Genomic DNA, 26,652 nt, shown 5'->3' on the forward strand with positions numbered 1-26,652 from the left:
CATGAACCTCACCTCAGACATCCTTCACGCTTTCACCCCCACCGGTAAGCTCCGCGCTTCTATCAACCTAGGCAATCCCATCTTGGCCAACAAAGATGCCGCCACGGGTTTGCCCTTTGGTGTGTCGATTGATTTGGCCAACAACTTTGCCAAGCGCTTGGGAGTGGAGATTGAGTTGGTGGTGTTTGACGCGGCAGGTAAGTCTGTCGAAGCCGTGAAGGCAGAGCAGGCCGACATTGGTTTCTTTGCCATCGACCCGCTGCGTGGAGAAGGCATTTCGTTTACCGCGCCGTATGTGTTGATTGAGGGCAGTTATTTGGTGCCGCAAGATTCAGCAATTCAAAGCAACGACGAGGTAGACCGTGAAGGTATTCGCGTGACAGTGGGCAAGGGCAGCGCCTACGATTTGTTCTTGACCCGTGAGTTGAAGCACGCTGACATCGTGCGTGCGCCCACATCACCCACCGTGGTGGATGTATTTGTTGAACAAAAACTCGAAGTGGCGGCAGGCGTGAAGCAACAACTCGAATCTGATTTGGCAAGGTTTGCAGGCCATCGTTTGCTGCCAGGCCGCTTCATGGTGATTCAGCAAGCCATGGGCACGCCGAAGTCACGCGGTGCTGACGCAGCCCACTATTTGGCCGCCTATGTGGAAGAAATGAAAGCCAGTGGTTTTGTGGCGGATGCGCTTCAACGCCATGGCATTCAAGGTGCGTCTGTGGCGTCTGGTGTTTGAGATGGGCGCGACGATGTTTGCTTATGTTGGCTCACGCACCACACGTGAGCGCAATGCCCGAGGCGATGGCATCAGCGTTTTCAAATGCGACGCTGTCACCGGCCAGTTGAGCTTGGTGCAAGTGGTGGGTGATTTGGTGAATCCATCTTTTCTTGCACGCAACAAGGCAGGAGACCGCTTGTATGTTGTACACGGTGACTGTGAAGACATCAGTGCATTCAAGATTGATGCAGCATCGGGCAAGCTCGAATTTTTGAACCGTCAAAGCACAGAAGGTAAAAACCCTGTGCATTTAGCGCTCGATCCCACGGAGAAGTTTGTGGTGGTGTCCAACCACATCACGGGCACTTTGGTGGTGCTCCCTATTGCCGAGGATGGTTCGTTACTGCCTTTGACGCAGAAGGTGCAATTGACGGGGGAACCCGGCCCGCATCGCAAAGAGCAACCCTTCACCAAACCACACTTCAACCCGTTTGACCCAAGTGGCCAATTTGTGTTGGTGCCAGACAAAGGACTCGACAAAGTGTTTGCCTTCCGCTTTGCCGATGGTCAGTTACATGCTGCGGATGTACCCGATGTGGCAGCACGCGAAACATCGGGGCCTAGGCATTTGGCGTTTCACCCAACCAAGCCTTGGGTGTATGTGGTGAACGAGCTGGATTCCACCGTCACGGCGTATCACTTGGATGCGAAGACGGGAGCGCTCACACCTTTTCAAATCGTGTCGTCGCTGGCAGACACCTTCACAGCCAACAGCCGATCTTCTGAAATTGAAGTGGATCAGGCCGGACAAACTGTGTATGCCTCCAACCGGGGCGAGGATTCGATCGCGGTGTTCTCAGTCAATCCAGTGTCTGGACGTTTGACGTTGATTCAAACGCAAGCGGCCATGGGGCGTACGCCACGGTTCTTTGCCTTAGACCCCAGCAACCGCTGGATGTATGTGTTGAACGAGGACAGCGACACCATCGTGACCTTGGGGGTGAACTCGCAAGACGGCAGGCTCAGGCCCACGCAACACGAAGTGCATTGCGGCAGCCCTGTGTGTATGGTGTTTGTCAGCGCTTAAACGCCGCTGCTACAAAATCAATCAAGGCCTTCACCCGCACTGAGGTGCGGTGGCGTTCAGCGTAGATGGCATAGATGTCTGCATCGGGGCTGTTGTAGTTGGGTAGCAGTTGCACCAGTTTGCCAGTCTGTAAATATTTCTCTACATCCCATTGCGCGCGCAGCAGCACGCCGTGGCCATCGAGCGCCCAGTTCAGCGCCACACCGCCATCGTTGGTGGTGAGGTTGCCGCGAATCTTCACGCTCTCGGTTTGTTGCTCTTTGGCTTTGCCCTTGGCGGTGGTGAAGCGCCACAGGCCATAGGCTTCGTCGCCTTGGCGTATGCCAATGCAGTTGTGTTTCACCAGGTCAGTTGGTGTTTTAGGTGTGCCAAATTTCTTGAGGTATGCGGGCGAGGCCACCACCACGCGTTGGTTGGCCGCAATGAAGCGGGCGATCGAGCGCGAGTCGGGCGGGTTGCCAAAGCGAAAGCAAATGTCAAACGCATCGTCGCCACTGGGCGGTGGGTTGACCGAGAGCTGTAACTGCACATCCACCTTGGGGTGCAGGCGTGTGAACTGTGAGATGAGGGGCGCAATGTGGCTGCGGCCAAAACCTAAAGTGGCGTTCACGCGCAGCAGGCCTTGCGGTGCAGCGGTGGCACCTAGCAAGTGGGTTTCAAGACCTTCGATGTCGCCCATGATTTTGCGGGCGTAGTCCAAATACACCTCACCCTCGGGCGTGAGGCCCATGCGCCGTGTGGTGCGGTTGACCAGCGGAATGCCTAAACGCGACTCCATCAACCCCAAGTGGCGGCTGACCGCTGCGGTAGAGATGCCTTGCTCGCGCGCGGCGGCACTGAGCGAGCCTGCGTTGGCTAACGCGATGAAAAAGCCTAAGTCGGCAGGGCTGATGAGCTTGGTCATATCTTTAGCTTTAGGTTAACAATGCTTTGAATATAGCGCTGAATTTTTAACCTTGAAAAATCTACAGTTGTTTCCAACAAACAAAAGGAGACAACATGTTGAGCAGGTTCAAAAAGCAAATGTGGGTGGCTGCCCTATGTGGCGCAGCAGGTTTGGCGCAGGCCCAAGCGTGGCCCAGCAAGACCATTACCATCGTCGTGCCGTTCCCACCCGGTGGCACGACCGACGTGTTGGCCCGTGCGGTGTCCACCAAGCTCTCGGCCAATTTGGGCCAGACCGTCATCGTCGACAACAAGCCCGGCGCAGGTGCCACCTTGGGTGCTGCACAAGTGGCCAAGGCCAATGCCGATGGCTACACCTTGCTGATGGGCGCGGTGCACCACACCATCGCCACCAGTGTGTACAAGGGCCTGACCTACAGCTTTGAAAAGGACTTCGCACCGATCACCACCGTGGCCTTGGTGCCCAACGTGTTGGTGGTGAATGCCAAGTCGCCCTACAACAGCGTGAAAGACCTCGTGACCGCAGGCAAGGCCACACCGGACAAACTGGCCTACGGCTCCAACGGCAACGGCACGGCGCAGCACATGATTGGCACGCAGTTTCAAATCGTGTCGGGCGCGCAAGTGCTGCATGTGCCCTACAAAGGCAGCGCACCGTTGACCACCGATTTGTTGGGCGGCCAAGTGGACATGTCGTTTGACACCGTCACGCCTGTGTTGCCTTTCATCAAAGAAGGCAAGTTAAAGCCATTGGCGGTGACCACGGCCAAGCGTTCTTCGGCTTTACCCAATGTGCCCACTTTGCAAGAGGCGGGTGTGCCCGGCATCGCGATTGGTACTTGGTTTGGTTTGTTAGCGCCTGCTGCCACACCTAAAGATGTGGTGCAAAAACTCAACACTGAGATTGTGAAGATCATCCATTCCACCGAGTTCAAAAAGCAAATGTTGGATATCGGCGCAGAGCCCATCGGCAACAAGCCCGACGAGATGGCCAAACAAATCAAAGAAGAAACCGAAAAGTTTGCTGGTTTAGTCAAAGCAGGCAAGGTCACGCTCGACTGAGCGCCCACCCATTTACCAAAGGAGTTCCCCGTGAACAAAGAAACAGCAATAGCAGACCTGACCCATGTGATGGCCAAGTTCACGTCGTACATCGGCAAGCGCTTGCCCACCGACGTGACCGAAAAGCTGGGCGAGTTGCGTGAAAAAGAAGTCAACTTCTTGGCCAAAGAGGTGTACGAGTCCATGCGTCAAAACCAAGACGCCGCTGACAAGCTCGACCGCCCGAGCTGCCAAGACACCGGCGTCATTCAATACTTCCTCACCGCAGGTTCCAACTTTCCGTTGTTGGGTGAGTTGGAAGAAATTTTGTTGGGCGCTACACAAGGCGCTACCAAAGACGGCCCACTGCGCCACAACGCGGTGGAGACCTTTGTCGAAAAAAACACAGGCACCAACACTGGTTCAAAAATTCCATGGCTCGATTGGGAAATCGTACCGGGTGACGACAGCGTCATCATCGATGTGTACATGGCAGGTGGCGGTTGCACCTTGCCCGGCGCAGCCAAAGTCTTGATGCCCGGGCAAGGCTACGAAGGCGTGGCCGAGTTTGTGTTTGACGTCATCACCTCACGCGGCGTGAATGCTTGTCCACCTTTGTTGGTCGGTGTGGGTGTGTCCACCTCGGCTGAAACGGCGGCACGTTTGTCGAAGAAAGCCATTCTTCGCCCCGTGACCTCGCGCCACAGCAACGACAACGCAGCCTTGATGGAAGAGCTGTTGACCGATGGCTTGAACGAGTTGGGCTTAGGCCCGCAAGGCTTGACGGGTAACAACAGCGTGATGGGCGTGAACATCGAGTCATCCGCACGTCACCCTTCCACCATTGGTGTGGCGGTGTCCACCGGCTGCTGGGCGCACCGTCGCGGCAAGATCAAGATCAATGCCGACATGTCTTACGAAATCATTTCGCACAAAGGATTCAAGCTGTGAAGAAAATTCTCACCACCCCCATCAAAGACGAAGACCTTGAGTCCTTGAACATCGGTGACGTGGTGTACCTCACAGGTACGCTGGTCACTTGCCGCGATGTGGCGCACCGCCGATTGATTGAGCTGGGACGCGAGCTGCCCGTCAACTTAGAAGGTGGCGCGATTTTTCATGCTGGCCCCATCGTGCGCCAAAAAGAAAACGGCGAATACGAAATGGTGTCCATTGGCCCCACCACCAGTATGCGCATGGAAAAGTTTGAAAAAGAATTCATCAAACGCACCGGCGTGAAACTGATTGTGGGCAAAGGCGGCATGGGCCCTGAAACACAAGCAGGTTGCATGGAAAACAAAGCTGTGCATGCCATCTTTCCAGGTGGTTGTGCTGTGTTGGCCGCCACGCAAGTGGAGAAGATTGAAGCCGCTGAGTGGACTGACCTAGGCATGCCCGAAACCTTGTGGGTCAACCGCGTGAAAGAGTTTGGCCCCTTGATCATCTCGATTGACACCAAAGGTAAAAACTTGATCGAAGAGAACAAAGCGGTGTTCAACGAAAAGAAGAAACCGATTCTTGAACGCATCAATCAGCAAATTCGCTTCATCAAGTAAGCCTGATCGATTCAGCTTTCATGGCCACCTTCGGGTGGCTTTTTTGTGGTCATGTGATAGAGGTGCCAGCGCATCGCTTACCATTCCCCCCGCTCATGCCACTCGCATGAGCAACCTGCCTTCGAGGCATTGAAGCCCAGCTTCTCATATGCGCCGACAGGTTTCCCTTCACATTCACGGAGTCCTTTATGACCACCGCACGTCGCACCCTCATCAAGGGCGCGGCAGCATTGGGCGCGCTGTCTGCAGCGTCTAGTTCTGTCATCGCTCAGCCTTTTCTTTTTTCTCCTTCCACCGAGTTGTTGCCCAAGGGCAAAAAGCGCCGCGTGGTGGTGTTGGGTGGTGGCTGGGGTGGCTTAGCCACCGCGCGCCATTTGCGCGAAGACGCGCCCGACCTCGAAGTGGTGTTGCTTGAGAAGAACCCCATCTTCTGGTCTTGCCCCTTGAGCAACAAATGGTTGGTGGATGTGGTGGACACCTCGTTCCTCGTGCACTCGTACACCGCCGCTGCCGAGCGCATGGGCTACACGTTTGTGCAAACCGAAATCACCGACATTGACCGCGACAAAAAGCGCGTGCACACCGCACAAGGCTATGTGGACTATGACTGGTTGGTGGTGTCTGCCGGTATTCGCGTGACCTACGAGCCTTGGTTTGGCAACGACCGAGCCGCAGCGGCCTACACACAAAAGCATTTCTCTAGCGCGTATGTGCCCAGCTCTGAGCACTTGGCGTTGAAGCAAAAAATCAAAGGCTTCAAAGGCGGCACGTTTGTCATGACCTTGCCTCCGCCACCGCACCGCTGCCCACCGTCACCGTACGAGCGCGCGTGTTTGATGGCCAGTTATTTCCAGAAGAACAAAATCCCCGCGAAGATTTTGATCCTCGACCCCAAGCCCCGCATCATGCCGATTGGCGGCGGTTACCGCATGGCGTTTGATGAGCTGTACCACGACGTCATCACCTACGTGCCCAACGCCGGCGTGAAAGAGCTAGACCCGTACAACAAAGTGGTGAAGACGATGGCGGGCGACTTTAAGTTTGACGACGCCATCTTCATGGGCCACCACCAAGCGGCCGACCTCGTGTGGAAGATGGGCGCGATTGGCAAGAACGCCGAAGGCAAGCCCACCACATGGGCGGCGGTGCATCCTGAGTTTTACAACTTGAAGGACGACCCGAATGTGTTTGTGATTGGCGACAGCGTGGGCGCGGTATCACCGCAGTTTGGCCACTATCCCAAGAGCGGCCACATCGCCAACCGCATGGGCCGCAGTGTGTCGACCTACATCGCGCAGCAGTCCAAAGGCCAACCGATGAAGCCCGTCATCATCGACAACCTTTGCTACATGTTGGTCAACACCGAACCCCTCGAAGCCATCAACGTCAAGTTTGATTACAAGATGGGCGCAGAGGGCCACTTGCTGCAAACCGTCACCGATGACAACTTCCGTCGCCAAGAGTTGTGGCAAGCCGACTTGCAGTGGTACGGCAACATGGTGAAAGATTTCACCGGCGCTTAAATGCCCTCGGGCTTGATTTGCGCTCGCGCAATCACGGGTTTCCAACGCGCTTGTTCGAGTTTGATGAAAGCTTCAAACTCGGCGCGCGTGTTGCCAATTGCCAGGGCCGTGTCTTGGCTGAGCTTGTCATGCACGACCTTGCTGCGCGCGGCAGCGATGGCTTCTTTTTCTAACTTGTCGAGGTGTGTTTTGGGCATCTTGCTCGGTGCCATCAAGCCGTACCACTGCGTCATCTCGAAGCCTTTGAAGCCTTGTTCGGCCACGGTGGGTACATCGGGCAGCAAGGGCAAGCGTGTGCTGCTGCCCGTGGCAATGCAACGCAGCTTGCCGGCTTTGATGAACTGCAACAGGGCCGGTGCGCCAACCGCTGCGGCTTGCAAGCGACCGGCCATCAAATCGGTCAGCATGGGGCCGGTGCCGCGATAAGGCACGTGCAGCACAAAAATGTCCGCTGCCATCTTCAGATATTCAAACGCCAAGTGGCCTGCGCTGCCGTTGCCTGCAGAGCCGTAGTTGAGTTTGCCTGGGTTGGCTTTGGCGTAGGCCACAAACTCTTTGAGGTTCTTCACGGGCAGGTCGGGATGCACCACGTACAAGCTGGGCACTTTGGAAATCAGTGTCATGGGCGTGAAGTCTTTGTTCACGTCATACGACAGCTTTGGGAAGATGTAGGGGTTGACCGCCAAGGTGCCGATGTGGCCCAAGACGAGGGTGTGTTCGTCAGTTGAGTTGGCCACCTCTTGCATGGCAATGTTGCCTGCGCCGCCGGGTTTGTTGTCCACAAACACGTTTTGGCCCACCGTCTTGGCCATTTCGCCAGCCAAGGCGCGCGCCACAATTTCAGAGCTGCCGCCCGGTGCAAACGGCACCACCAAACGCAAAGGTTTGCTGGGCCACGCAGCCTCTGCGTGTGCGAGTACCGGGGACAGGCCGAGCGCAGATGCTGCCGTGCTGGCCAACAGTTGGCGGCGATTGAGCGATGAGGTGTGCAGGTCGTTCATAGGTTTCTTTCAACAATTTATTCGGTGGTGATGCCACGCTCCTTGATGACGTGGCTCCACAGGTTGATTTGTTGCTCAATGAATTTCTTGGCTTGCTCAGGCGAACCTTTTTGAATATCACCACCCAGCTGCGCCACGCGTGCTTTGACTTCGGGTGATTCCAACGCTTGTTGGAATGCAGCTGCCAATTTGTTCACCACAGGTTCGGGTGTGTTGGCGGGGGCGAACACGGCGTTCCACTCGTAAATCTCTGCGCCTTTCAACCCAGACTCGGCCAATGTAGGGACATCGGGCAAGATGGGCGAACGTTTGGCCGATGTCACCGCCAGCGCTTTGAGCTTGCCCGACTGCACATGTTGCAGCGTGGAAGCTAGGTTGCCAAAGAACAGTGGTACCTGGCCGCCAATCACATCATTCAAGGCAGGGCCACCGCCTTTGTAGGGCACGTGCACCATGTCAACTTTGGCTGCAGACTCAAACAATGCGCCTGCCAGATGCTGGGCTGATCCGTTGCCCGAGGAGGCATACGACACCGCATCTTTGCTTTTGCGCGCAGCTGCGGTCAACTCAGAAATATTTTTGGCAGGAAAGTTGGCGTTGACCAACACCACGTTTGGAAACAAAGCCACCACGCCAATGGGTTTGAAGGCTTTGAGGCTGTCATAGGGTAGCTTGGGGTACAGGGCTGGATTGGCTGAAAAAGAGGATGCATCCAGCATCAGTGTGTAGCCATCGGGTGCGGCCTTGGCCACCGCCGAGGCGCCAATTTGGCCACTCGCGCCAGGCTTGTTCTCGATGATCACGGGCTGACCCAAGGCTTCACCCATCTTGGGTGCAATGAGGCGAGCCATGGCATCCGCGCCGCCGCCCGGTGGGTAAGTGACCACCAAGGTGACGGGCTTGTTGGGGAATGCGCTCTGTGCCATGGCTGGTGTTGCTACGCCGTGCAAAGCCAATGATGCCAAGGCCAACGTTGTCAGCGCATGGCGGCGAATAAGGGGTGTGTCGTGACGCATGTCGTGTCTCCTTTGAATATATGTGTTTACTGCAGTTGCGTGGTGTACTTGAACGAAAACGCATCGCCACGTGTGGTGCGCAATTCGACGCAACGCCCGGCCATGTCAAACGCTTGGCGTTCGACCTGTACACACGGGTGCGCAGCTGCCAGTTTGAGTCGTTTGGCTTGGGTGGCGTTGAGCTGCGAGAAGCTCAGGCTGTCTTGTGTTTTTTGAATCACGATGCCGCAGCGTTGTTGGTACATGGGGTAGAGCAAGTCGTCCCATACGTCCGTGTCAGAATCCGCCAGTTTTCCAAAAAGTGGCAGAGGCAAGACGATGGTTTCTAGCAAACAAGGCTCGTGGCTCAAACTGCGTAAGCGTTCAAGGTGCAGTACTTGAGCATCTGGCGGCAGGCCAAAAACGCTGGCCTCTTGTGAAGTGGCACGCCGCAAGCGGCTGGACAGGATGCGTGATTGCGGGGTTTCGCTGGTGCCGTCATCGACACCACGAAAACGAAAGAAACGCATCATCGATGCGCCGTCCACCCCTTTGGTCACAAAGGTGCCTTTGCCGTGACGGCGTTGCAACACGCCATCTTCCACCAGCAATGACAGGGCTTGTCGGATGGTTCCCAATGCCACGCCGTAGCTTTGAGCCAGCGCTGATTCCGAGGGGATCATTTCGCCTGGCGCCCATTCACCTTGCAAGATGCGATCGCGCAAGGCCAACGCCAGTTTGCCGTAGCGGCTCTGGCCAGGTGTTTGGGTGAGGGTTGCGGTGCTCATGGTTTGAAACTAGACATCTAGAGGACTAGAATGTACACCATGAATTCGATACCGTCAAAAAACTGGGTAGACACCCACTTTCATGTGTTCAATGCGGGCGAGGCCGTTGCAGGCGCACGCTATGTGCCGCAGTACACCGCTGCACTGCAAGATTGGATGGCACTTGCGCAAGGCGTTGGCGTGACGCGGGGTGTGTGTGTGCAGCCTAGTTTTCTGGGTGTTGACAACCACTTGATGCTCCAAGCTTTAAAGGCGCACCCCGAGGCGTTGCGTGGTGTGGCCGTGTTGGCTGCGGACACACCTGCCGATGAATTGATTGCTTTGCATGCCGCTGGCGTGCGCGGCATACGCCTGAACTTGGCAGGGGTCTCGCACGATGTGGCTGCGTGGACACGCGCAGACCGCCTGTGGCGAACCTTACATGAATTAGGCTGGCACTTAGAAGTGCATACCGACCAAGGCGCATTGTCTGAGGTGTTGAGGCAGCTGCCATCGGACATGCCTCTGGTGGTCGATCACATGGCCAAACCGATTGCGGCGCGAGCCATGGACGTAAGCATTGCTGCGTTGGTGCAACGTGCACAACACACCGCGACCTACGTCAAGCTCAGTGGCGCGTATCGCCTCGGTGGCGTGGATGCGGCGCGCCTTGCCCATCTGTGGTTGCACGAGCTGGGGCCCGCTGCATTGCTGTGGGGCAGTGATTGGCCTTGTACCAACCACGAACACTTGGCCACCTATGACGTGTTGTTTGCCGCACTCAGCGCATGGGTTGGGCCGCAGCATCTGGACGATGTGCTGAGCCACAACCCACAGCGGCTTTATTGGGGTGTGCCTATCGGCGCCTAATTTGTACCCGCGCGGCGCAAGGCGCTGACGCGGCGGTGTTCGTCCAGCGCATTGTTTTCAATGCTTTCGCGGATGTAAACACTGTGTTCTTTGGCGGCAGCGCTGGCTTTGTCTGCTTTGTTGGCTTTGATGGCTTTCCAAATGGTGCGGTGCTGTGTGCGCAGTTGGTCCCATTGCGCGGGGCGCGTGTGGGAGTGTTTGAGGTTGTTGCTCACGTGGTCATGGATGACGCGCATCAAACTGGCGGTGAGGTGACCAATCAGCACGTTGTGCGATGTCTCGGCAATGGCTTGGTGAAACGCCACATCCGCAGCGATGGATTTGTCGAGGTCTTTGCTGGCATAGGCTTCATCCAGTGCGGCAAAGGCTTTGTCTAGGCGGACCATGTCCACGTCGGTGGCGCGCTGAGCCGCTAGTTCGGCGGCTTGGGCCTCCAGCATTTCACGAACTTCCAAAATGTCACGGTGCAGCACGGGGTGGTCTTTCACCATGTCTTGCCATGGGTCCACGAACGGTGCGTCGAGTTTGTCGGTCACGGTGGTGCCGCCGCCGTGGCGTGTGATGAGCAAGCCCTTGGCGACCAACTTTTGAATGGCCTCGCGGATGGAGGGGCGAGACACGCCAAAGTTTTCTGCCAGCTGTCGTTCAGAGGGAATGCGGTCGCCGGGGCGCAGTGCGCCATCCAGAATTTGCTTCTCGATTTCGTTGACCACGCTATCGGCCAAACGAACAACAGGGGATGACAGTGGTGCCATAAATTTGAAAAGTGGTAAGACCAAATTATTGGCTGAATTAGAAGCTTTCGCACCCGCAGAAGCCCTATGACAGGGTAATTACCTAGCTATTAGCCCGTATGTGGGTTCTTACACTATGGTTAAGTGGTATTACCAATTTTTGATTCAACGTTTCAAGGAGAAAAGTATGGTTTGGCAACAGGTCTATGACCCGTTTAACAACATGGTGGTGTCCACCTTGTTGGCGGCGATTCCCGTGGTGGTGATGTTGGTGGCCTTGGGCTTCATGCACATCAAAGCACACATTGCTGCTGGTTTGGGTTTGGTCGCAGCCGTGGCCGTGGCCATCTTGGCTTATGGCATGCCCGCAGAGATGGCTGGCAAGGCCGCGATGTACGGTGGTTTGACGGGCTTGTTGCCCATCGGCTGGATCGTGTTGAACATCATCTTCTTGCAACAGTTGGCCGAACAAAACGGCAGCTTCAAAGTGTTGCAAGACTCTTTGTCTGGCATCACCGATGACCGCCGCTTGCAGTTGCTGTTGATCGCGTTCTGTTTTGGCGCGTTCTTCGAAGGCGCTGCTGGCTTCGGTACACCCGTGGCTGTGACCGCCGGTATCTTGATTGGCTTGGGCTTCTCGCCTTTGGCTGCTTCTGGTTTGAGCTTGATCGCCAACACCGCGCCTGTGGCGTTTGGTGCTTTGGGCACGCCTGTGATCACGCTGGCCAAAGTGCACGGCTACGACTTGATGGAAGTCACCGCGATGATTGGCCGTCAATTGCCTTTCTTCTCGTTGCTCGTGCCGTTCTGGTTGATCTGGGCATTTGCCGGTCGTAAAGCGATGATGGAAATTTGGCCAGCCATTTTGGTGACCGGTTTGTCGTTTGCGATTCCTCAGTTCTTGGTGTCTAACTACATCGGCCCAGAGCTGGTGGACATCATTGCTGCCATCGTGTCGATGACTTCTCTGATCTTGTTCTTGCGCGTGTGGCAACCGAAAACCATTTGGACTTCCACCTCGCTCAAAGGCCACGAAACCGACGGCGGCGAAGCCAAGCCTGCATTGCCCGTGACGCACTACACACGTGCCGAGCTGGTGCGTGCCTGGACACCTTGGGCGATCTTGTCTGTGTTTGTGTTCATCTGGGGCTTGCCACCTGTGAAAGCCTACTTCAACAGCATTTGGGCACCCGCCTTCCCCATCGAAGGTTTGCACAACTTGATCGAGAAGATGCCACCCGTGGTACCTAACCCCACCAAAGAAGGTGCGGTCTACACACTGGGCTTGTTGTCTGCGACAGGCACTGGCATTTTTGTGTCGGCCATCGTTGGCGCGTTGGTGATGAAGTACAAGCCCACAGAGATCGTGCGCGCTTACGCACGTACTTTCTGGTTGGTGCGCTACTCACTCTTGACCATTGTGTTGATGTTGGGCTTGGGTACGTTGACACGTTTCTCTGGCACGGACACCACCCTCGGTTTGGCATTTGCCAACACCGGCGTGTTCTACCCCTTCTTCGGTACGTTGATGGGCTGGATTGGCGTGGCCATGACAGGGTCTGACACCGCGTCTAACGTGTTGTTCGGTGGCATGCAAAAAGTGGCCGCTGAGCAATTGGGCCTCAGCGCCAACTTGATGGGCGCAGCCAACAGCTCAGGCGGTGTGATGGGCAAGATGATTGACGCACAGTCCATCGTCGTGGCCTCGACGGCGACCCGTTGGTTCAACCACGAAGGCGACATCTTGCGCTATGTGTTCTTCCACTCGATCGCACTGGCTTGTTTGGTGGGCCTGTACGTGACGCTGCAAGCGTACGTGTGGCCTTTCCACTTGATGGTGGTGGGCTAATCACCCTCGCTGAGGCCAAGCCTCAGCCCAGATCCAAAAGCCGCTGTTTTCGGACAGCGGCTTTTTTTGCGCCTCACGCCAAGGCCCTGCTGATGCAATGTGCGATGCACAACAGACATCGTGTGGTGATGTTTCGACACTCAAGCCCCTGATCATTTGTCACTTGGGTTGATATGAAACACACACTGCGTCGGTTGATAAACCTCTCCATGGTCTTGGTGCTGTTGAGCCTAGGGGCGTGCGGGTACAAGAAATTTGAGAACGATTCAGCACAGCTGAAGACCACGGGCGCCGAGCTGTTGATCGAGTACCAACGCCGCACAGCGGTGGTGACGAATTTGCTGAACTTGTTGAAAGCGCAGCAAAATTTCGATGAGCCGAAATGGACCGCCGTGATGGAGGCGAGGGACAAAGCCATGGCGATTGATGCGGTCCCCGATTTGCTCAACGATGCCCAGAAATTAGAAAAATACCAGCAAGCACAAATTGAGTTAACGAGTGCTGTTACCCAGCTCTTAGCGGTGTCTGAAAACAACGCCGAATTGCGCGCTCACCCTACTTTCATTGACGTGCAGGCGCAGCTGGCCAGTGTGGACAACCGCATCCAAATCACAAGCGAGCGCTACGTCAGGGTGGTTCAAGACTACAACGCGACGGTGCAAACGTTTCCGTCCAACATCACGGCGTATGTGTTGGGCTACAAAGAGCGTCCCTATTTCACGGTCGATGTGCCGAGTCCTGACCGTGCCAAATGAGGGCTTGCCTGTTCAACCGTTCAGCCGCGAGGTGTTGTCTGAGCGGTATTTGAAAGCGGGGGAGTTGGGGTGCGACGACATCTTTCGCCGGGTGTCTAAAGCCTTGGCCTCGGTTGAGGAAAAAGCAGCACAGCAAACCTACGAAGCCTTGTTTTTGAAAAACCTCAGAGACGGGGCCATTGGCGCTGGCCGCATCATGCATGCAGCGGGCACGGCGCTTGAAAGCACACTGATCAATTGCTTTGTTCAGCCTGTGGGCGATACGGTGCAAAGCGTGCATCAGGCCCGCGATGAAGCTGGCGAGACCCTGAGGCGCGGTGGTGGCGTGGGCTACGATTTTTCTTGCATCTATCCGCGCCATGCAGAAGCCACGGAGGCGTTTGCGCTTGACCCCTGTGGCTACATCGACATGTTTGACACAGCCTGCGCAGCTTTAGCGGGCTTGGGTGCCAGACGTGGTGCGCAGATGGGGGTGCTGCGCATCGACCATCCTGACATTGATGCGTTCATGCAAGCCAAGCGAAAACCAGGGCGCTGGACCACATTCAATGTGTCAGTGGCTGTGACGGATGCGTTCATGCACGCGTGCATGAATGACGAGTCATGGCAGTTGGTGCATCACGCCAAACCCAACAAAACGGTGCAAGCGGCCGGTGCACTTCAGCGTGGTGATGGCCTGTGGGTCTATGAAACGCTACCAGCCAAAGTGTTGTGGCAGCGACTGACGCAATCGGCCTATGAATTGTCTGAGCCGGGTGTTTTGTTCATCGACCACATCCAACGTGACAACAACCTGCGTGCGTTAGAGACCATCGCCACAACCAACCCGTGTGGCGAGCAACCGCTGCCTCCCTATGGTTGTTGCGATTTAGGGCCGCTTATCCTGCCTCGGTTTGTGCGCCACCCTTTTGGATTAGCGGGCGATGCCACGTTTGATTTTGATGCGTTTGAAGCCAGTGTGGCCTTGCAGGTGAGGGCGCTTGACAACGTTTTAGACCTCACACGTTGGCCCCTGCCGCAGCAACGCGAAGAAGCCATGGGCAAGCGCCGCATTGGTGTGGGACTCACTGGCTTGGGCAATGCGCTGACCATGCTGTGTTTGCGTTACGACAGTGACGCGGGTCGCGCCATGGCAGTGCGAATTGCACAAACCATGCGCGATGCGGCTTACCGTGCTTCGGTTTCTTTGGCCATCGAAAAGGGGGCGTTCCCTCAATTCAGTACCCACACTTACTTTAGCGCTGGCAACTTTGCCAGCCGTTTGCCTGAGGCACTTCAGCGCGCGATCCGTGCGCATGGCATACGCAACAGCCATTTGTTGTCCATCGCCCCAGCAGGCTCAGTGAGCTTGGCGTTTGCAGACAACGCCTCCAATGGGATTGAGCCCTCGTTTGCTTGGCAGTACCTTCGAAAAAAGAGGGCCGCAGATGGCAGTCAGACGACGCACACCGTCGAGGACTATGCATGGCGTTTGTTCCGTTCTCTGGGGGGCAATGTGCGCACCTTGCCGTCTTACTTTGTCTCTGCGTTAGACATGACACCTGCCAGCCACATCGCGATGATGCAAACCATGCAACCCTTCGTGGATGCTGCCATTTCTAAAACTGTGAATGTGCCCGAAAACTGCACGTATGAGGTGTTTGAAGGCTTGTTTCTTCAAGCTTGGCAAAGCAAGCTCAAAGGGTTTGCAACCTACCGACCCAATGACATCGTGGGTTCTGTTTTACAGGTGACCTAGTTGGATGTCAGTGCGTGGCGTGACGTACAGACATGAGCGCTGACTTTTTCAACAATGGCCTTCCAATTTATTCACTCATTGAAGGACGCATATGAAAACGGACAAGCAACTACAAGAAGATGTCATGCGAGAGCTGGCTTGGGAGTCCTCGGTCAACTCCGCACACATTGGTGTTGAAGTCGATCGAGGGGTGATCACGTTGCTGGGACACGTGGACAGCTTTGCCGAGAAGTGGGGTGCCGAGCGTGCCGTCAAACGCGTGAGCGGTGTGCGTGCGGTGGCCATTGAGTTGGATGTGAAGTTGAAAGGGGCGGCCAAGCGCACCGATTCAGACATTGCGCTTTCTGTGAGCCATTCGTTGGCGTATTTGTCAACGATTCCAAAGGATGCCATTCGCGCCATGGTTGAGCAGGGCACGATCACCTTGTCCGGCGAAGTGGAGTGGGACTACCAACGTCACGCTGCCGAAAATGCGGTGCGTCATTTGCTCGGTGTGCGCGGCGTGATCAACCTGATTTCCGTCAAGCCCAAGGTCAATCTGAGTGCGGTGAAATCAGAGATCGAACACGCTTTGAAACGCCGTGCCTATTTGGATGCACAAGAAATTTCGGTTTCGGTCGAGGGCGATGTGTTGACGCTGAGCGGCAAAGTGCACAGCTGGACCGAAAAGAATTTGGCCATCAACTCGGCTTGGAACACACCCGGCGTTCGCAAGGTGGTTGACAAGATGGCGTTCGTTTGAGTTAGGCCTTGGGGCGCCACATATGAAAGAGTTGCTCTGGCCCAATGGTGAAGTAATCCGCTGGGCCACCGCCACGCAAAATGTGGCCCGCGCTGGCGGTGTCGTAAATGCCATCTTTCAGCAAATGATCGGCAATGTGAATGCCCACCACTTCGCCCAGCACCAACCATGTGGGCACTTTTTGTTTGTCTAGGCCTTCAAGCTGAATGATTTGTGTGCTGCGGCATTCAAATGACACAGGGCTTTCGGCCACACGCGGCACATCCACCACGCGTGAAGGTGCCGGGGTCAAACCTGCCAACTCAAACTCGTTGACCTCAGGGCCAACGGGAGCGCAGGTTTGGTTCATCGCCTCTGCGAGTGGGCGGGTGACCAGGTTCCACACAAACATGCCGTTTTCTTGCACGTTGCGCAGTGAGTCCTTAGGGCCCGTGCTGGAGAAGCCCACGATGGGCGGCACGTAGTTGAAAGCGGTGAAGAAGCTGTAGGGGGCGAGGTTCAAAACCCCCTCGTTGCTGCGCGTGGACACCCAGCCGATGGGGCGGGGACCGACGATGGCGTTGAAGGGGTCATGGGGCAGGCCGTGGCCTAGGCGGGGTTCATAAAAATGCGTCATAGCAATACCTTAAACGCAAACATGCAACCCTGCTGTCGCAGGGTTAACTCATGTCACTCAGCTGTGTTTTTGATCCAAGAGGTTCAGCACGGCCAGAGCGGCCGTTGCATCACCTTTGCTGTTACTGAGGCTTTGACGCAATGTGTCAGTGCCGGTGGCTTGGGCAATCAAATCCAATTGGCTGACCAAAAGGCTGAACTGAGCCGCCGCCAGTTGTGGATGCGCTGTGGCGTCCAGCACCAAACCGTTGGCGTGTGTGAGGTGTTCTGATTCCTTGGCTGCAAATTCGGCTTTGGCTTCTTCGGTGAGGCGTTTGACCTCTTCGTGCGACAAATGCAAACGTTCGGCTTCAGCCACGATGAGTTCACGTTCTGAGCCATCGAGCAAGCCGTCTTCGTAGGCCATCATCAGGCGGTGTTTGAACGCATCGCGGTCAATGCGCAGCTGGTCGGTGAAGGCCGAGGCCAACAAGCCAGCGGGAATAGCAAAGATACCAATGCCGAGCAAGGCAAGGACGACCGTGAGTGCGCGACCCATGGGCGTGATGGGCGAGATGTCGCCATAGCCCACCGAAGCCAGCGTGACCACAGCCCAATAAATGGATTGCGGGATGTTTTCAAACTTGTCGGGTTGTGCGGGATGCTCAAACAAGTAGCCCAAGCTGGCGGTGAGGACCACCAGAAGCATCATCACAAAGACAGAGGCAAAGATGATTTGCCATTCACGCAGCACCACTTTGTAGAGCGTTTCCATCGCCGAGGTGTAGCGGGTGAGTTTGAGCATGCGCATCAAGCGGAAGACCCGCAAGAAGCGCAAGTCCAAGTGTTGGCTGAACAAGCTCTCCAAAATGAACGGCAAGATAGACAGCAAATCAATGATGGCTTGTCCGGTTCGGATGTGCGCCCAATGCGGCATCCGCAGGTGTTTGTACTTTGGGTTCTCTGGTGCAGAGTAAACGCGTGCGATGTATTCGATGGTGAAGATGGTGAACGCGATCACGTCAATCACCATGAATTCGCTGGCAAAAAGCGCACGAACAGATTCAACGGTTTCAAACACCACACAGGTGATGGACAAAGCAATCCAAAACACGATGAAGTTGTCGATGTAGGTGTGCAAGCGGCCCGAGTGACCGGTGGGCTCCAACATGGCAAACACTTTGGCGCGCATGCTGCGGCCTTCGTTCAGGACATGAAACTCTTTCCAAGCGGGGATGAGCTGGCGCGAGAGCTTGAACATCCGTGCCAATCGCAACACCCGCAGCACGCGCAGCATTTCCACATCCACGTCCACAAAACGTGCAAAGTAAAACGGCGCAATTGCCACCAAATCTACCAAGGCGTAAAAACTGAAGGCGTAGCGCAAACGTGGGAAAGACTTGCCTGCAAACTCTGGGTTCAAGTGTGCGGTGGCCAAGCGCATCACATATTCCGCTGTGAAGATGCCGACGGTCACCACGTCAAACCAGTGAAACCATGCGGCATTGGCGTTGTAGATTTCGGGGGTGTTTTCAATCAGCACCGCAATCACGCTGGCGATGATCAAGAAACCAATGCTGCGTTCGACGGTTTGGTGAAAGCCGTGTTTGAACTCGGGGTCAAACAACCACTTGTAAATTTTGGCAAGTGGTGATGTGTGAGCGTGTGTGGTGTGGGCAGTCATGTTTTTTATTTTCGTTCACGCATCAAATGCAAGTGAATAAAAAAGGCTCCAATCGGAGCCTTTTCACAGAGTGGGATGATTTAAATCAAAAGCAAGAAGCCGTTGATGGTTGAAAAAATACCCAGCATGCCCAAGGCGCATGGCACCCAAAACAACACATGTGCTCCCGTCAAGATGGCCACTGAGGTGAGCACGATGGCGATTTGCAGCAGGGCTTCTGCGTAGTCAAACCATGGGTCCTGTCGCAGTGCGATGTCGCGCTCGTGTTCGTGCGCTTTGGCTTTTTCCATCAACTCTTTTTTGCCGTCGCCTGTTTCGGGTTCGGACTCATAGCGTGCGATGTTCTTCTCGTAGGCTTCAAGTTTCTTTTCAACCAAGGCTTTGGCGGCAGGTGAGAACTTGTCATTGGCGAGTTGAATGCGCAGTTCGTCGGCGGCGATTTTGTAATCGGTTTGGCGGATGTTTTTGGCTTGGTAGAACGAATAGGCGTTCGATGCCAAGATGTTGTTGCTCATGCTTTCTTTGGAGGCGTTGTTGCCGCCCAAGCTGGCAATGGCCAAACACATGGCCAACAAAGAGACCAACATGGCACAACGCGTGCGAAACGGATCGTTGCCGTGCTCTGGCAATTCGGTTTCTGGAACTTCACTCATCTCTTTTCCTTTACTCGTGGTGATCTTCTTTGTCTTTTCGTTTGGCAAAAAGTTTGTACAGAGCTAACACGGCCAGCACCACAGCCACCCCGCACACCACCAACTCGGCCATCGTCAATTTGTGGACAAACTGATCCACATAGTCGTAGGTCGAGAGCGGCGTGTAGACGTCGGGGTTCTCTTGCTTGTATTTCTCGTAGGCGCCGTTGTCCATGATTGCTTTCAGTTGAAATTTACGATTGCTTGTTGGCCGCCGAAATGTGCTTTTCTTCTTCCATCTGGTTGACGATGGATTGCACTTGGTCGTCTGACATGCCAAGCTTGGCTTGCATCATTTTAAGTTTGGCTTGTTCTTCATGTGTGACAACGCCATCGGCCAACACAGAACGAACTTCCATCTCATACAACGCTTGACGACGTTCAACTTGAGCGGTGTAGGCCGTGGCCACCACACCCGTCAGGATGGCGGCCAAAGCGATGGACAAGATTTGCGTCAGGATAACCAACAAAGAGCCAAGGAATGTGACGGGGTCCACATTGCCCCAGCCCGAGATGATGGTGATGACAAACCAGTGCATCGCCGCAGGGATGGAGGGAAACACCTCGGGTTGCTCGTGGCCTTCGATGATGTAGATCAACGAAGAAAACAGCAAACAGCTGATGAACAGCAAGAACACAGCGGACGAGAAAGAGTCTTTCTCAGCTTTGACAGCCGCCACCATGTCTTCAAACGCGCTGTTGTAGCGCGAGAGTTTGAAAATTCGCATCAAACGGAACATGCGCAACACGCGCAAATCGGCGCCTGGGAAAAGCAGTTGCAAGTAGAACGGCACGGTACTGACAAAGTCGATGATGCCGTAGAAGCTGAACACGTACTCTTTGCGGCCTTGCCACGCTGTGCCGCCGTTGTGGACGTATTTCTCGCTGTACGACCAGACGCGCAACACGAATTCGACTGAGAAGACGGCCACGCTGAACACGTCAAAGGCGTGGAACTCGGCCATGAACGCTTCGTGAATTTCAGGAACCGACTCCAAGATGATGCCAATCACGTTGGCGACCACCAGCAAGGCGATGAAAATTTCAACGAAATGGCTGTACTTGTCAGGCACTTCACCTTCCATGATTTCGAAGGTGCGGCGCTTGATGCGCTGGTAGCTGGAGAGGGTAGGAGCTGCTGTGGTCATGGTGCGCTCATTCATTGGACGACGACTTGTTTTTGGCGCGGAGCATCATGGCTTCGACTTGTTCATCTGACAAACGATAATGCGCTTGCAGGCGTTTCAGGGTGGCTTGTTCTTCGTCAGACATATTGCCGTCAGAGAACACTTCACGCAGTTGTGCTTCAAACGCGGCCTTCTTACGTGCCACTTGGTTAGAGAACGCCGAAGCCACGATACCGGTCATGATGGCGGCCATACACACGCCTAAGAAGCCGGTGATCAGCGCAATGGCTTCACCTGCTTTGGTTAGGGGTTCAACGTTGCCATAGCCCGAGGTGATGGTCACGATGGACCAATAGATCGAGTGGGGAATCGTGCCAAAGAACTCGGGTTGGTGATGGCCCTCGGCGAAGTGCATCAATGAGGCTGACACGATGGTGGCGATGGTCAGCAAGAACACCGCAGAGCCAAACGCTTGGCGTTCGGAATGAATGGCATGAAACAAATCTTGTAGCGCAGTGTTGTATTTGGACAGCTTCAAAATTCGCAGCAAACGCAGCACGCGCAAGATGCGCAGGTCGAGTGCAGGGAAGAACATGTGCATGTAATGCGGCATGGTGGCAAAGAAGTCCACCAAGCCAAACGGGCTGAACATGTACTGGAAACGGCCTTTCCAGGAGCCACCATGGTCACGGTCGTATTTCGCACCGAGTGACCAAACCCGCGCGATGTACTCCACAGTGAAGAACATCACACTCCAAAACTCCAGCTCATGAAAGAAGTCTTTGAATTCGGCGTGAATTTCGGGGACGGAATCAAGAATCACCGCAGAGCAGTTGACCAGCACCACGAGGGTGATGAGCCATTCGACGTAGCGGCTCGCCGTGTGTTTGGGCGAACCGTCCAAGATTTCCATCAGGGTGTTCTTAAAACCTGTAGTCATTGCCTAGCTCTAACGAAGTTGAATGTAATGTCTTAACAAACAAGCGGTCACACGGATGGGTGTGACCGCTTGTCTCAATGCCTGCTAAGTTAAGCCAAGCGATTTAGCTGTTGCCTTGAATTTTGTGCCACAAAGCGAGCTCGCTTGATGACAATCGCGCACCTTGTTGTGCTGCGGCCTCAAATTTAGCTTCGTCGGTTTGCACGCCGAGTTGTCGGATTTGGCCCAACAAGACTTTGAAATGCTCCACTGCCAAGGCTGGGTTTTCGGCAATCTTATGGATGGGCAGTGGGTTGCGCTCTTCAAGCTCGTGTTCTTTGACCACCACCTCAATCAAGGCGTTGACTTCGGCCACGGTCAAATGCAAGCGCTTGGCTTCTGAACGGATGATTTCTGCTTCAGCATCGCTGATGTGACCATCTTTGAGGATGGCGAACAAGTTGGCTTTCAACTGGTCACGTTCTTTCACCAACTCGTCGCTGAAGGCCGAGGCCAACAAAGCGGCAGGGATGGCGAAGATACCAATGCCAAGCAACGCCAGCACGCTGGTCATGGCACGGCCCATGGGGGTCACAGGTGAAATGTCACCGTAGCCCACAGACGCCAAGGTGATGACCGCCCAGTAGATCGAGGTGGGGATGTTTTCAAACTTCTCAGGTTGTGCGTCGTATTCAAACAAGTAGCCCAAGCTGGCGGTCAGCACCAACAACAGCATCATGATGAAGGTGGCAGCGCCCATGACAGGCCACTCGCGCACCACCACTTTGACCAACACGGCAGTGGCATCGCTGCCGCGTGTGAGCTTGAGCAGTCGTGCCAAACGGAACACTCGCAAGAAGCGCAAGTCCATCAGGTGGTGCAAGAACACTTCCAAGAAGAAGGGCAGCACAGCCAAGAAGTCGATGAAGGTCGAAGGCGACTTGGCTTGCTTGAAGCGACCCAAGAACGCGCCTTTGTAGCCCGGCTCTTCCACGCATGAGTAAATGCGCATGCAGTATTCCACCGTGAAGATGGCCACAGCCACGGCATCCAAGATCACGAATTGCAAATGCAAGACGTAGTGAATGCTCTTGACCGATTCCAAGATCACAGCCAACACAGACAGCAACACCCACACGGCGATGAACACCTCGAAGATGTTTTGCATGGTGCCGCCGTATTGGCTAGGGAACACCAAGGCGTGTACTTTTTGACGGAAGGTGCGGTCTTTGTTCAGTTCCTTGAACTCAGCGATAGCTGGGATCAAAACGCGGAACAGCTTCAAGATTCGCAAGAGTCGCAGGAATCGCAGCACGCGCAAATCGATAGGAATGAAAGCCTTCAAGTAGAAAGGCGCCACAGCCAAGAAGTCAATGATGGCGAATGGGCTAGAAACAAAGCCCCAGCGTGCACTCTTGCGGTTTTTGAACTCTTCGTCTTCGGGCGCGAGGTACAAGCGCAAGGCGTATTCAATGGTGAAGACGGCCACAGAGAAGATGTCAAAGAACTCAAACCAAGTGCGGTAGGGTTCGTACACCGCTGGTACGTGTTCGAACATCAAGCTGAACAAGTTTCCAATGATCAGGTAGCTGATCCACTTGTCCAAATCTTTTTGGAAGTTGCCCGGCATATTCGGGTCGAGCAACCAAGAGTACAGCCACTTGCGCATGGGCAAGTCGCGGGAAATGTCAGCTTCTTGGTCTTGACCCAGAATCGCTTCGACGTTGAGGTCTTGCAGAAATTTTTCGTGTTTAGTCGTTTCCATGTCAGACCTCAAAATTCGAATTCGGCAACTTTGATGGCGTAGCCACCTTTGTCACAAACGGACAAACGCAATTGCATCTTGTAGTCAATCGCGTCGGTCTCCAGCAGCTGTGAAGCCACGAAAGGTGTGGCCGAGCCAGGTGGCGTAGGCATCAAGTCTTCCAACAAAATCGCGCCCATCAAGGTACGGTCAGAAGGCACGCAAGCAGCCACAAAGTGTGGTGTGGCATTGAAGAACGGGTTGATCTGGTCTTTCAAGTCTGTGGTGGCCATGATGTCCGCCAAGCAGGCACCCCATGTGCCGGGGGTATCGGCTTTGGCATCAGCAGCAGGTTTGACGCCACCTTTGCACGCAGGGTGGGGCGTGTTGGCCTCAAAACGTGTGGCGCCAGTTTCGGTCAACCATGCCACCCAAGCTTCGCCGTTGCTTTTGGCGGTTTCAGTTTTGAGTGCTTCTTTGTAGTTGATGACACCGAGCAATGTGACGGCAACGATGATGATTGCCAAAAATGCCAAAAAGAGTTTGTCGGCTACGGTTGGACCGAGTTGTCGACTCTCAGCCGAGTGATCTGTGGAAGATGCCATGTGGGGGATCGCCATTAAATGAAAGAAATCCGGCATGTTGAGGGATGTCCAATACCGGGCGAAAGCGGCATTGATGATATTCGTAAATTCGAGGAATTTATCGAATTAAGGCTAGATATTCGACGAACTTGCTGTTTTTAATGAATATTAAAGGCGTAAAAAAAGCCGCTTGAAAAGCGGCTTTTGGATGGGGTAAAACTCAGTGGTTTTGCGAACCGCGATGCGCCCAGCCAGTGGTGTGTTTCTCAATCATGCTGAACAGCTCGTACATGATCATGGCCATCGCGCCCACGACCACCAAGCCCGCAAACGCCAAGCCCATTTGCATGGCCGAACCCGCAGAAATCAGCAGGTAACCAATGCCTTCGTTGGCCGCAGTCATTTCAGACACGGTCGTGCCCACAAAGGCCAAGGTGATGGCCACTTTGAGCGAGCCGTAGAAGTAAGGCATGGAGCGGGGTAGTCCCACTTTGACCAACACGTCCCAGCGCTTAGCCCCCAACACGCGTAACACGTCTTCCAATTCGGGCTCTAGCGTGGCCAAGCCGGTGGCGATGTTGACCATGATGGGGAAGAAGCTGATCAAGAAGGCGGTCAGGATGGCTGGGCCCACGCCAATGCCAAACCACACCACCAAGATGGGCACAAAGGCTGCTTTTGGCAGCGCGTTGAAACCGGTCATCAAGGGGTAAACGGCAGCGTAGGCCAAACGCGAGCTGCCAATGACAAAGCCCAACAGTACGCCCACCACGATGGCAATGCCAAACCCCACCATGGTCACCCAGAAGGTGCGCCAGGCGTGACCTGCGATGACGTCGCGGTATTCGACCATTTGCTGCCAGATTCGCAGAGGCGAAGGAAAGACAAATTCAGACACGTTGAAGAGCGAGCACATGCCTTGCCAAATGACCAAGGTGGCAATCAGCAAGCCCCAAGGCGCCCAAGTTTCGAGTTGTTTTTGATTCATGGTGTTTTACTGCCCGAGGTTGGTGCCGTCTTTGCGCATGGCGCCAATGTGGCCGCGCAGCTCGTGAACGATGTTGGTGAACTCAGGCGTGTACGTCACCTCCAAGTCACGGGGGCGTGGCAAGTCGATGTCGCGTTTGACCACAAAGCGGCCAGGGCTCTTGCTCATCACATACACGGTGTCGGCCAAGAAGACGGACTCACGCAAATCGTGGGTGACCAAGATGACGTTGAACTTTTGTTCGGCGTGCAAGTCGCGCAGCGTGCACCACAGCTCTTCGCGGGTGAAGGCGTCGAGTGCGCCAAAAGGCTCGTCAAGCAACAACATTTTTGGCTCATGAATCAGCGCACGGCAAATGCTGGCGCGCTGCTGCATGCCGCCTGACAGTTCCCATGGGAACTTGTGCTCGTAACCGCTCAAGCCAACGCTTTGCAACAGCTTGATGGCTCGGGCTTCGTATTCCGCCTTTTTGGCTTTGAAGTTGGAACGGTAAGGTTCCACGATTTCCAACGGCAACAGCACGTTGTCCAGCGTGGTGCGCCAAGGTAGCAGTGAGGAAGATTGAAACGCCATGCCGCTGATCTTGAGCGGCCCATTGACGGGCTGACCATCGACATAAATTTCGCCACGGCTGGGTTTTTTCAAACCCGTGGTGAGTTTCATGAAGGTGGATTTGCCGCAACCCGAGGGACCCACAATCGCGATGAACTCGCCTTGCTTGACCTGCAGGTTGATGTCTTCCACCGCAAAGTGGTTTTGCGCCAACAACTCATCGTTGTAGGCGAGCCAGACGTTTTGAAAGTCGACGAAGTGTTCGGGAGAAGCAGTCATCAAAAGGGGCCTATTTACTTCTTACCTTTTGGCAATACGTCCAGTTCTTTAGCGGTGGGCAGGAAAGAACCGTTCCAGATTTCGTCTGCTTTGACGCGTGTCTTGGTGTTGAACGCATCAGACACTTGCGATGCCATCAAAGACAAACGAGGCGCTTTGATTTGACCAAAGCCTTCCGCACGTGCGTCTGGGCTGTTGATCACGGTGTCGATGGCCAGCTTCAAGCGACGTGTCTCGAGTTCGGTGTTGATGATGCCGTCGCGGGCCTTGACCGTTTCGATGGCTTTGGCGGGGTCAGCGATCACATCCTTCGCGCCTTTGGCGAAGGCAGTCAAGAATGCTTTGATGGCGGCTGGGTTTTCTTTGACCAATTTGGGTGAGGCGATGATGGCATTGCCGTACAGCTTCACGCCGAAGTCTGGGTATTGCATGACCACCACGTCGTCAGCTTTCACGCCACGCGCTTCAATGTTGAGCAAAGAGGTGAAGGTGAAGCCGGTGATGGCATCCACATCGCCGCGCACCAACATGGTTTCGCGCAAAGGTGGGTCCATCGACACCCAGTTCACGGCAGGCACGCTGTTGGCCTTGGCGAAGATGGGGAAAGCGCGACGGCCTGCGTCAAACACCGGTGCGCCCAGTTTTTTGCCAGCCAAGTCGGCAGGCGTTTTGATGCCCGATTTTTTCAACGCCATCACCGACGCGGGCGTGTTGTTGTAGACCATCATCACGGCCACAGGCTTGTTGGGTGCGTCGGGGTTGTTGGCGTGGAACTCCATCAAGGCGGCCAAGTCAGCAAAGCCCAAGTCGTATGCGCCTGAAGCCACGCGGTTGACGGCACCACCTGAACCGTTGCCAGCGTCCACGGTCACGTCGAGCTTGGCATCTTTGAAATAGCCTTTGGCCGCAGGCACCAAGAAGAAAGCAGCCGGGCCTTCAAAGCGCCAGTCGAGTTGAAACTTGAGGGGCGTAGTTTGTGCTGAGGCACCCGCAAAACTGGCAGCCAATGCCAAGCCGAGGGTGGTTTTGATGAAGGTGCGTTTGATCATGTGGGCCTCTTAAAAGCAAATTGAAAAGTCGATGCCAACTACCTTGCAATAAAGGTGCCCGCTGAGATTAGCGGTTTTAGACTGGCAGAGCGCAAATTGTGCGCGAGAATGGTTTGTATACAAGCTGACATTGCACCAATGCGGTGATCTGCACTTTC

At 54.9% G+C, this 26,652-nt stretch carries 27 protein-coding genes; 11 read left to right on the top strand and 16 right to left on the bottom strand.

All coding sequences use genetic code 11. From position 1 onward, the window contains the following. The first annotated feature begins 1 nt into the window (after nucleotide 1). A complete protein-coding gene (locus QMG15_RS02865; RefSeq protein WP_281789404.1) occupies nucleotides 2–736 on the top strand; it encodes an ABC transporter substrate-binding protein in 735 nt (244 codons plus the stop codon). After that, nucleotides 699–1,805: a lactonase family protein gene (locus QMG15_RS02870; protein WP_281789406.1), complete on the top strand. Its 1,107-nt coding sequence runs from the start codon at nucleotides 699–701 to the stop codon at nucleotides 1,803–1,805. The genes QMG15_RS02865 and QMG15_RS02870 overlap by 38 nt, the downstream gene beginning before the upstream one ends. Here QMG15_RS02870 and QMG15_RS02875 read toward each other — a convergent pair. Then, complete coding sequence (locus QMG15_RS02875; RefSeq protein WP_281789407.1) at nucleotides 1,795–2,709, bottom strand: LysR family transcriptional regulator; 915 nt, start codon at nucleotides 2,707–2,709, stop codon at nucleotides 1,795–1,797. The genes QMG15_RS02870 and QMG15_RS02875 overlap by 11 nt on opposite strands. Before the next feature lie 95 nt (nucleotides 2,710–2,804). On the opposite strand from QMG15_RS02875, the gene QMG15_RS02880 reads away from it, so the two are divergent. The 4 genes from QMG15_RS02880 to QMG15_RS02895 all read left to right on the top strand — a co-directional run bounded on the left by QMG15_RS02880 (nucleotide 2,805) and on the right by QMG15_RS02895 (nucleotide 6,831). Continuing rightward, on the top strand, nucleotides 2,805–3,773 hold the full coding sequence (locus tag QMG15_RS02880) for a tripartite tricarboxylate transporter substrate binding protein (RefSeq protein ID WP_281789408.1): 969 nt from the start codon (nucleotides 2,805–2,807) through the stop codon (nucleotides 3,771–3,773). 30 nt (nucleotides 3,774–3,803) lie between these two features. After that, complete coding sequence (gene ttdA, locus QMG15_RS02885) at nucleotides 3,804–4,703, top strand: L(+)-tartrate dehydratase subunit alpha (protein WP_281789410.1); 900 nt, start codon at nucleotides 3,804–3,806, stop codon at nucleotides 4,701–4,703. Then, nucleotides 4,700–5,308: a L(+)-tartrate dehydratase subunit beta gene (gene ttdB / locus QMG15_RS02890; RefSeq protein ID WP_104796406.1), complete on the top strand. Its 609-nt coding sequence runs from the start codon at nucleotides 4,700–4,702 to the stop codon at nucleotides 5,306–5,308. Before ttdA ends, ttdB begins: the two co-directional genes overlap by 4 nt. A gap of 188 nt (nucleotides 5,309–5,496) precedes the next feature. Next, nucleotides 5,497–6,831 carry an FAD-dependent oxidoreductase gene (locus QMG15_RS02895; RefSeq protein ID WP_281789413.1) on the top strand — a complete coding sequence of 445 codons (1,335 nt, stop codon included), beginning with the start codon at nucleotides 5,497–5,499 and terminating at the stop codon, nucleotides 6,829–6,831. Here the strand turns inward: QMG15_RS02895 and QMG15_RS02900 are convergent. Genes QMG15_RS02900 through QMG15_RS02910 form a run of 3 tightly spaced genes read right to left on the bottom strand, consistent with a single transcriptional unit; the run spans nucleotide 6,828 to nucleotide 9,615 of the window. Further along, nucleotides 6,828–7,832, bottom strand: coding sequence for a tripartite tricarboxylate transporter substrate binding protein (locus QMG15_RS02900; RefSeq protein WP_281789414.1), 1,005 nt, complete (start codon nucleotides 7,830–7,832; stop codon nucleotides 6,828–6,830). The two genes, QMG15_RS02895 and QMG15_RS02900, sit on opposite strands and share 4 nt — an antisense overlap. 17 nt (nucleotides 7,833–7,849) lie before the next feature. Continuing rightward, nucleotides 7,850–8,848, bottom strand: a complete 999-nt coding sequence (locus QMG15_RS02905; protein WP_281789415.1) for a tripartite tricarboxylate transporter substrate binding protein — start codon at nucleotides 8,846–8,848, stop codon at nucleotides 7,850–7,852. Nucleotides 8,849–8,874: 26 nt separating this feature from the next. After that, nucleotides 8,875–9,615, bottom strand: coding sequence for a GntR family transcriptional regulator (locus QMG15_RS02910; protein ID WP_281789416.1), 741 nt, complete (start codon nucleotides 9,613–9,615; stop codon nucleotides 8,875–8,877). A gap of 39 nt (nucleotides 9,616–9,654) precedes the next feature. Between QMG15_RS02910 and QMG15_RS02915 the strand changes: the two genes are divergently transcribed. Continuing rightward, on the top strand, nucleotides 9,655–10,464 hold the full coding sequence (locus tag QMG15_RS02915; RefSeq protein WP_281789417.1) for an amidohydrolase family protein: 810 nt from the start codon (nucleotides 9,655–9,657) through the stop codon (nucleotides 10,462–10,464). Here the strand turns inward: QMG15_RS02915 and QMG15_RS02920 are convergent. Further along, nucleotides 10,461–11,219 (bottom strand): FCD domain-containing protein, encoded by a 759-nt coding sequence (locus tag QMG15_RS02920; RefSeq protein ID WP_281789418.1) that lies wholly within the window; start codon nucleotides 11,217–11,219, stop codon nucleotides 10,461–10,463. The two genes, QMG15_RS02915 and QMG15_RS02920, sit on opposite strands and share 4 nt — an antisense overlap. Nucleotides 11,220–11,385: 166 nt before the next feature. On the opposite strand from QMG15_RS02920, the gene QMG15_RS02925 reads away from it, so the two are divergent. From QMG15_RS02925 to QMG15_RS02940, 4 genes are all read left to right on the top strand, one after another. Beyond that, the gene (locus QMG15_RS02925) at nucleotides 11,386–13,047 is read left to right on the top strand and encodes an L-lactate permease (protein ID WP_281789420.1); all 1,662 of its coding nucleotides are present in this window, start codon (nucleotides 11,386–11,388) and stop codon (nucleotides 13,045–13,047) included. Between the two features lie 173 nt (nucleotides 13,048–13,220). Further along, nucleotides 13,221–13,802 (top strand): LemA family protein, encoded by a 582-nt coding sequence (locus QMG15_RS02930; protein WP_281789421.1) that lies wholly within the window; start codon nucleotides 13,221–13,223, stop codon nucleotides 13,800–13,802. Next, on the top strand, nucleotides 13,774–15,540 hold the full coding sequence (locus QMG15_RS02935) for an adenosylcobalamin-dependent ribonucleoside-diphosphate reductase (protein WP_281790063.1): 1,767 nt from the start codon (nucleotides 13,774–13,776) through the stop codon (nucleotides 15,538–15,540). Before QMG15_RS02930 ends, QMG15_RS02935 begins: the two co-directional genes overlap by 29 nt. A 91-nt stretch (nucleotides 15,541–15,631) precedes the next feature. After that, a complete protein-coding gene (locus QMG15_RS02940) occupies nucleotides 15,632–16,282 on the top strand; it encodes a BON domain-containing protein (RefSeq protein WP_281789422.1) in 651 nt (216 codons plus the stop codon). A gap of 1 nt (nucleotide 16,283) precedes the next feature. Here the strand turns inward: QMG15_RS02940 and QMG15_RS02945 are convergent, their stop codons facing one another. The 11 genes from QMG15_RS02945 to QMG15_RS02995 all read right to left on the bottom strand — a co-directional run bounded on the left by QMG15_RS02945 (nucleotide 16,284) and on the right by QMG15_RS02995 (nucleotide 26,494). Then, nucleotides 16,284–16,898, bottom strand: coding sequence for a flavin reductase family protein (locus tag QMG15_RS02945; protein WP_281789423.1), 615 nt, complete (start codon nucleotides 16,896–16,898; stop codon nucleotides 16,284–16,286). Nucleotides 16,899–16,955: 57 nt separating this feature from the next. Further along, nucleotides 16,956–18,560 (bottom strand): ion transporter, encoded by a 1,605-nt coding sequence (locus tag QMG15_RS02950; protein WP_281789424.1) that lies wholly within the window; start codon nucleotides 18,558–18,560, stop codon nucleotides 16,956–16,958. Between the two features lie 80 nt (nucleotides 18,561–18,640). After that, nucleotides 18,641–19,213, bottom strand: a complete 573-nt coding sequence (locus tag QMG15_RS02955; protein WP_281789425.1) for a DUF4337 domain-containing protein — start codon at nucleotides 19,211–19,213, stop codon at nucleotides 18,641–18,643. A 10-nt stretch (nucleotides 19,214–19,223) separates the two neighbouring features. Further along, nucleotides 19,224–19,427 (bottom strand): hypothetical protein, encoded by a 204-nt coding sequence (locus QMG15_RS02960; RefSeq protein WP_108359252.1) that lies wholly within the window; start codon nucleotides 19,425–19,427, stop codon nucleotides 19,224–19,226. Nucleotides 19,428–19,446: 19 nt separating this feature from the next. Next, the gene (locus QMG15_RS02965; RefSeq protein ID WP_281789428.1) at nucleotides 19,447–20,400 is read right to left on the bottom strand and encodes an ion transporter; all 954 of its coding nucleotides are present in this window, start codon (nucleotides 20,398–20,400) and stop codon (nucleotides 19,447–19,449) included. A 7-nt stretch (nucleotides 20,401–20,407) separates the two neighbouring features. Beyond that, nucleotides 20,408–21,319 carry an ion transporter gene (locus QMG15_RS02970; RefSeq protein ID WP_281789429.1) on the bottom strand — a complete coding sequence of 304 codons (912 nt, stop codon included), beginning with the start codon at nucleotides 21,317–21,319 and terminating at the stop codon, nucleotides 20,408–20,410. Nucleotides 21,320–21,422: 103 nt separating this feature from the next. Beyond that, complete coding sequence (locus tag QMG15_RS02975) at nucleotides 21,423–23,063, bottom strand: ion transporter (RefSeq protein WP_281789430.1); 1,641 nt, start codon at nucleotides 23,061–23,063, stop codon at nucleotides 21,423–21,425. A gap of 8 nt (nucleotides 23,064–23,071) precedes the next feature. Then, nucleotides 23,072–23,647, bottom strand: coding sequence for a hypothetical protein (locus tag QMG15_RS02980; RefSeq protein WP_281789431.1), 576 nt, complete (start codon nucleotides 23,645–23,647; stop codon nucleotides 23,072–23,074). A 199-nt stretch (nucleotides 23,648–23,846) separates the two neighbouring features. Continuing rightward, nucleotides 23,847–24,614, bottom strand: coding sequence for an ABC transporter permease (locus QMG15_RS02985; RefSeq protein WP_281789432.1), 768 nt, complete (start codon nucleotides 24,612–24,614; stop codon nucleotides 23,847–23,849). Between the two features lie 6 nt (nucleotides 24,615–24,620). Beyond that, nucleotides 24,621–25,445 (bottom strand): ABC transporter ATP-binding protein, encoded by an 825-nt coding sequence (locus QMG15_RS02990; protein WP_281789433.1) that lies wholly within the window; start codon nucleotides 25,443–25,445, stop codon nucleotides 24,621–24,623. A gap of 14 nt (nucleotides 25,446–25,459) precedes the next feature. Continuing rightward, complete coding sequence (locus QMG15_RS02995; RefSeq protein WP_108359240.1) at nucleotides 25,460–26,494, bottom strand: ABC transporter substrate-binding protein; 1,035 nt, start codon at nucleotides 26,492–26,494, stop codon at nucleotides 25,460–25,462. Nucleotides 26,495–26,652 lie beyond the last annotated feature (158 nt).

This window comes from Limnohabitans sp. INBF002 (assembly GCF_027924905.1).
Classification (GTDB): domain Bacteria; phylum Pseudomonadota; class Gammaproteobacteria; order Burkholderiales; family Burkholderiaceae_C; genus Limnohabitans.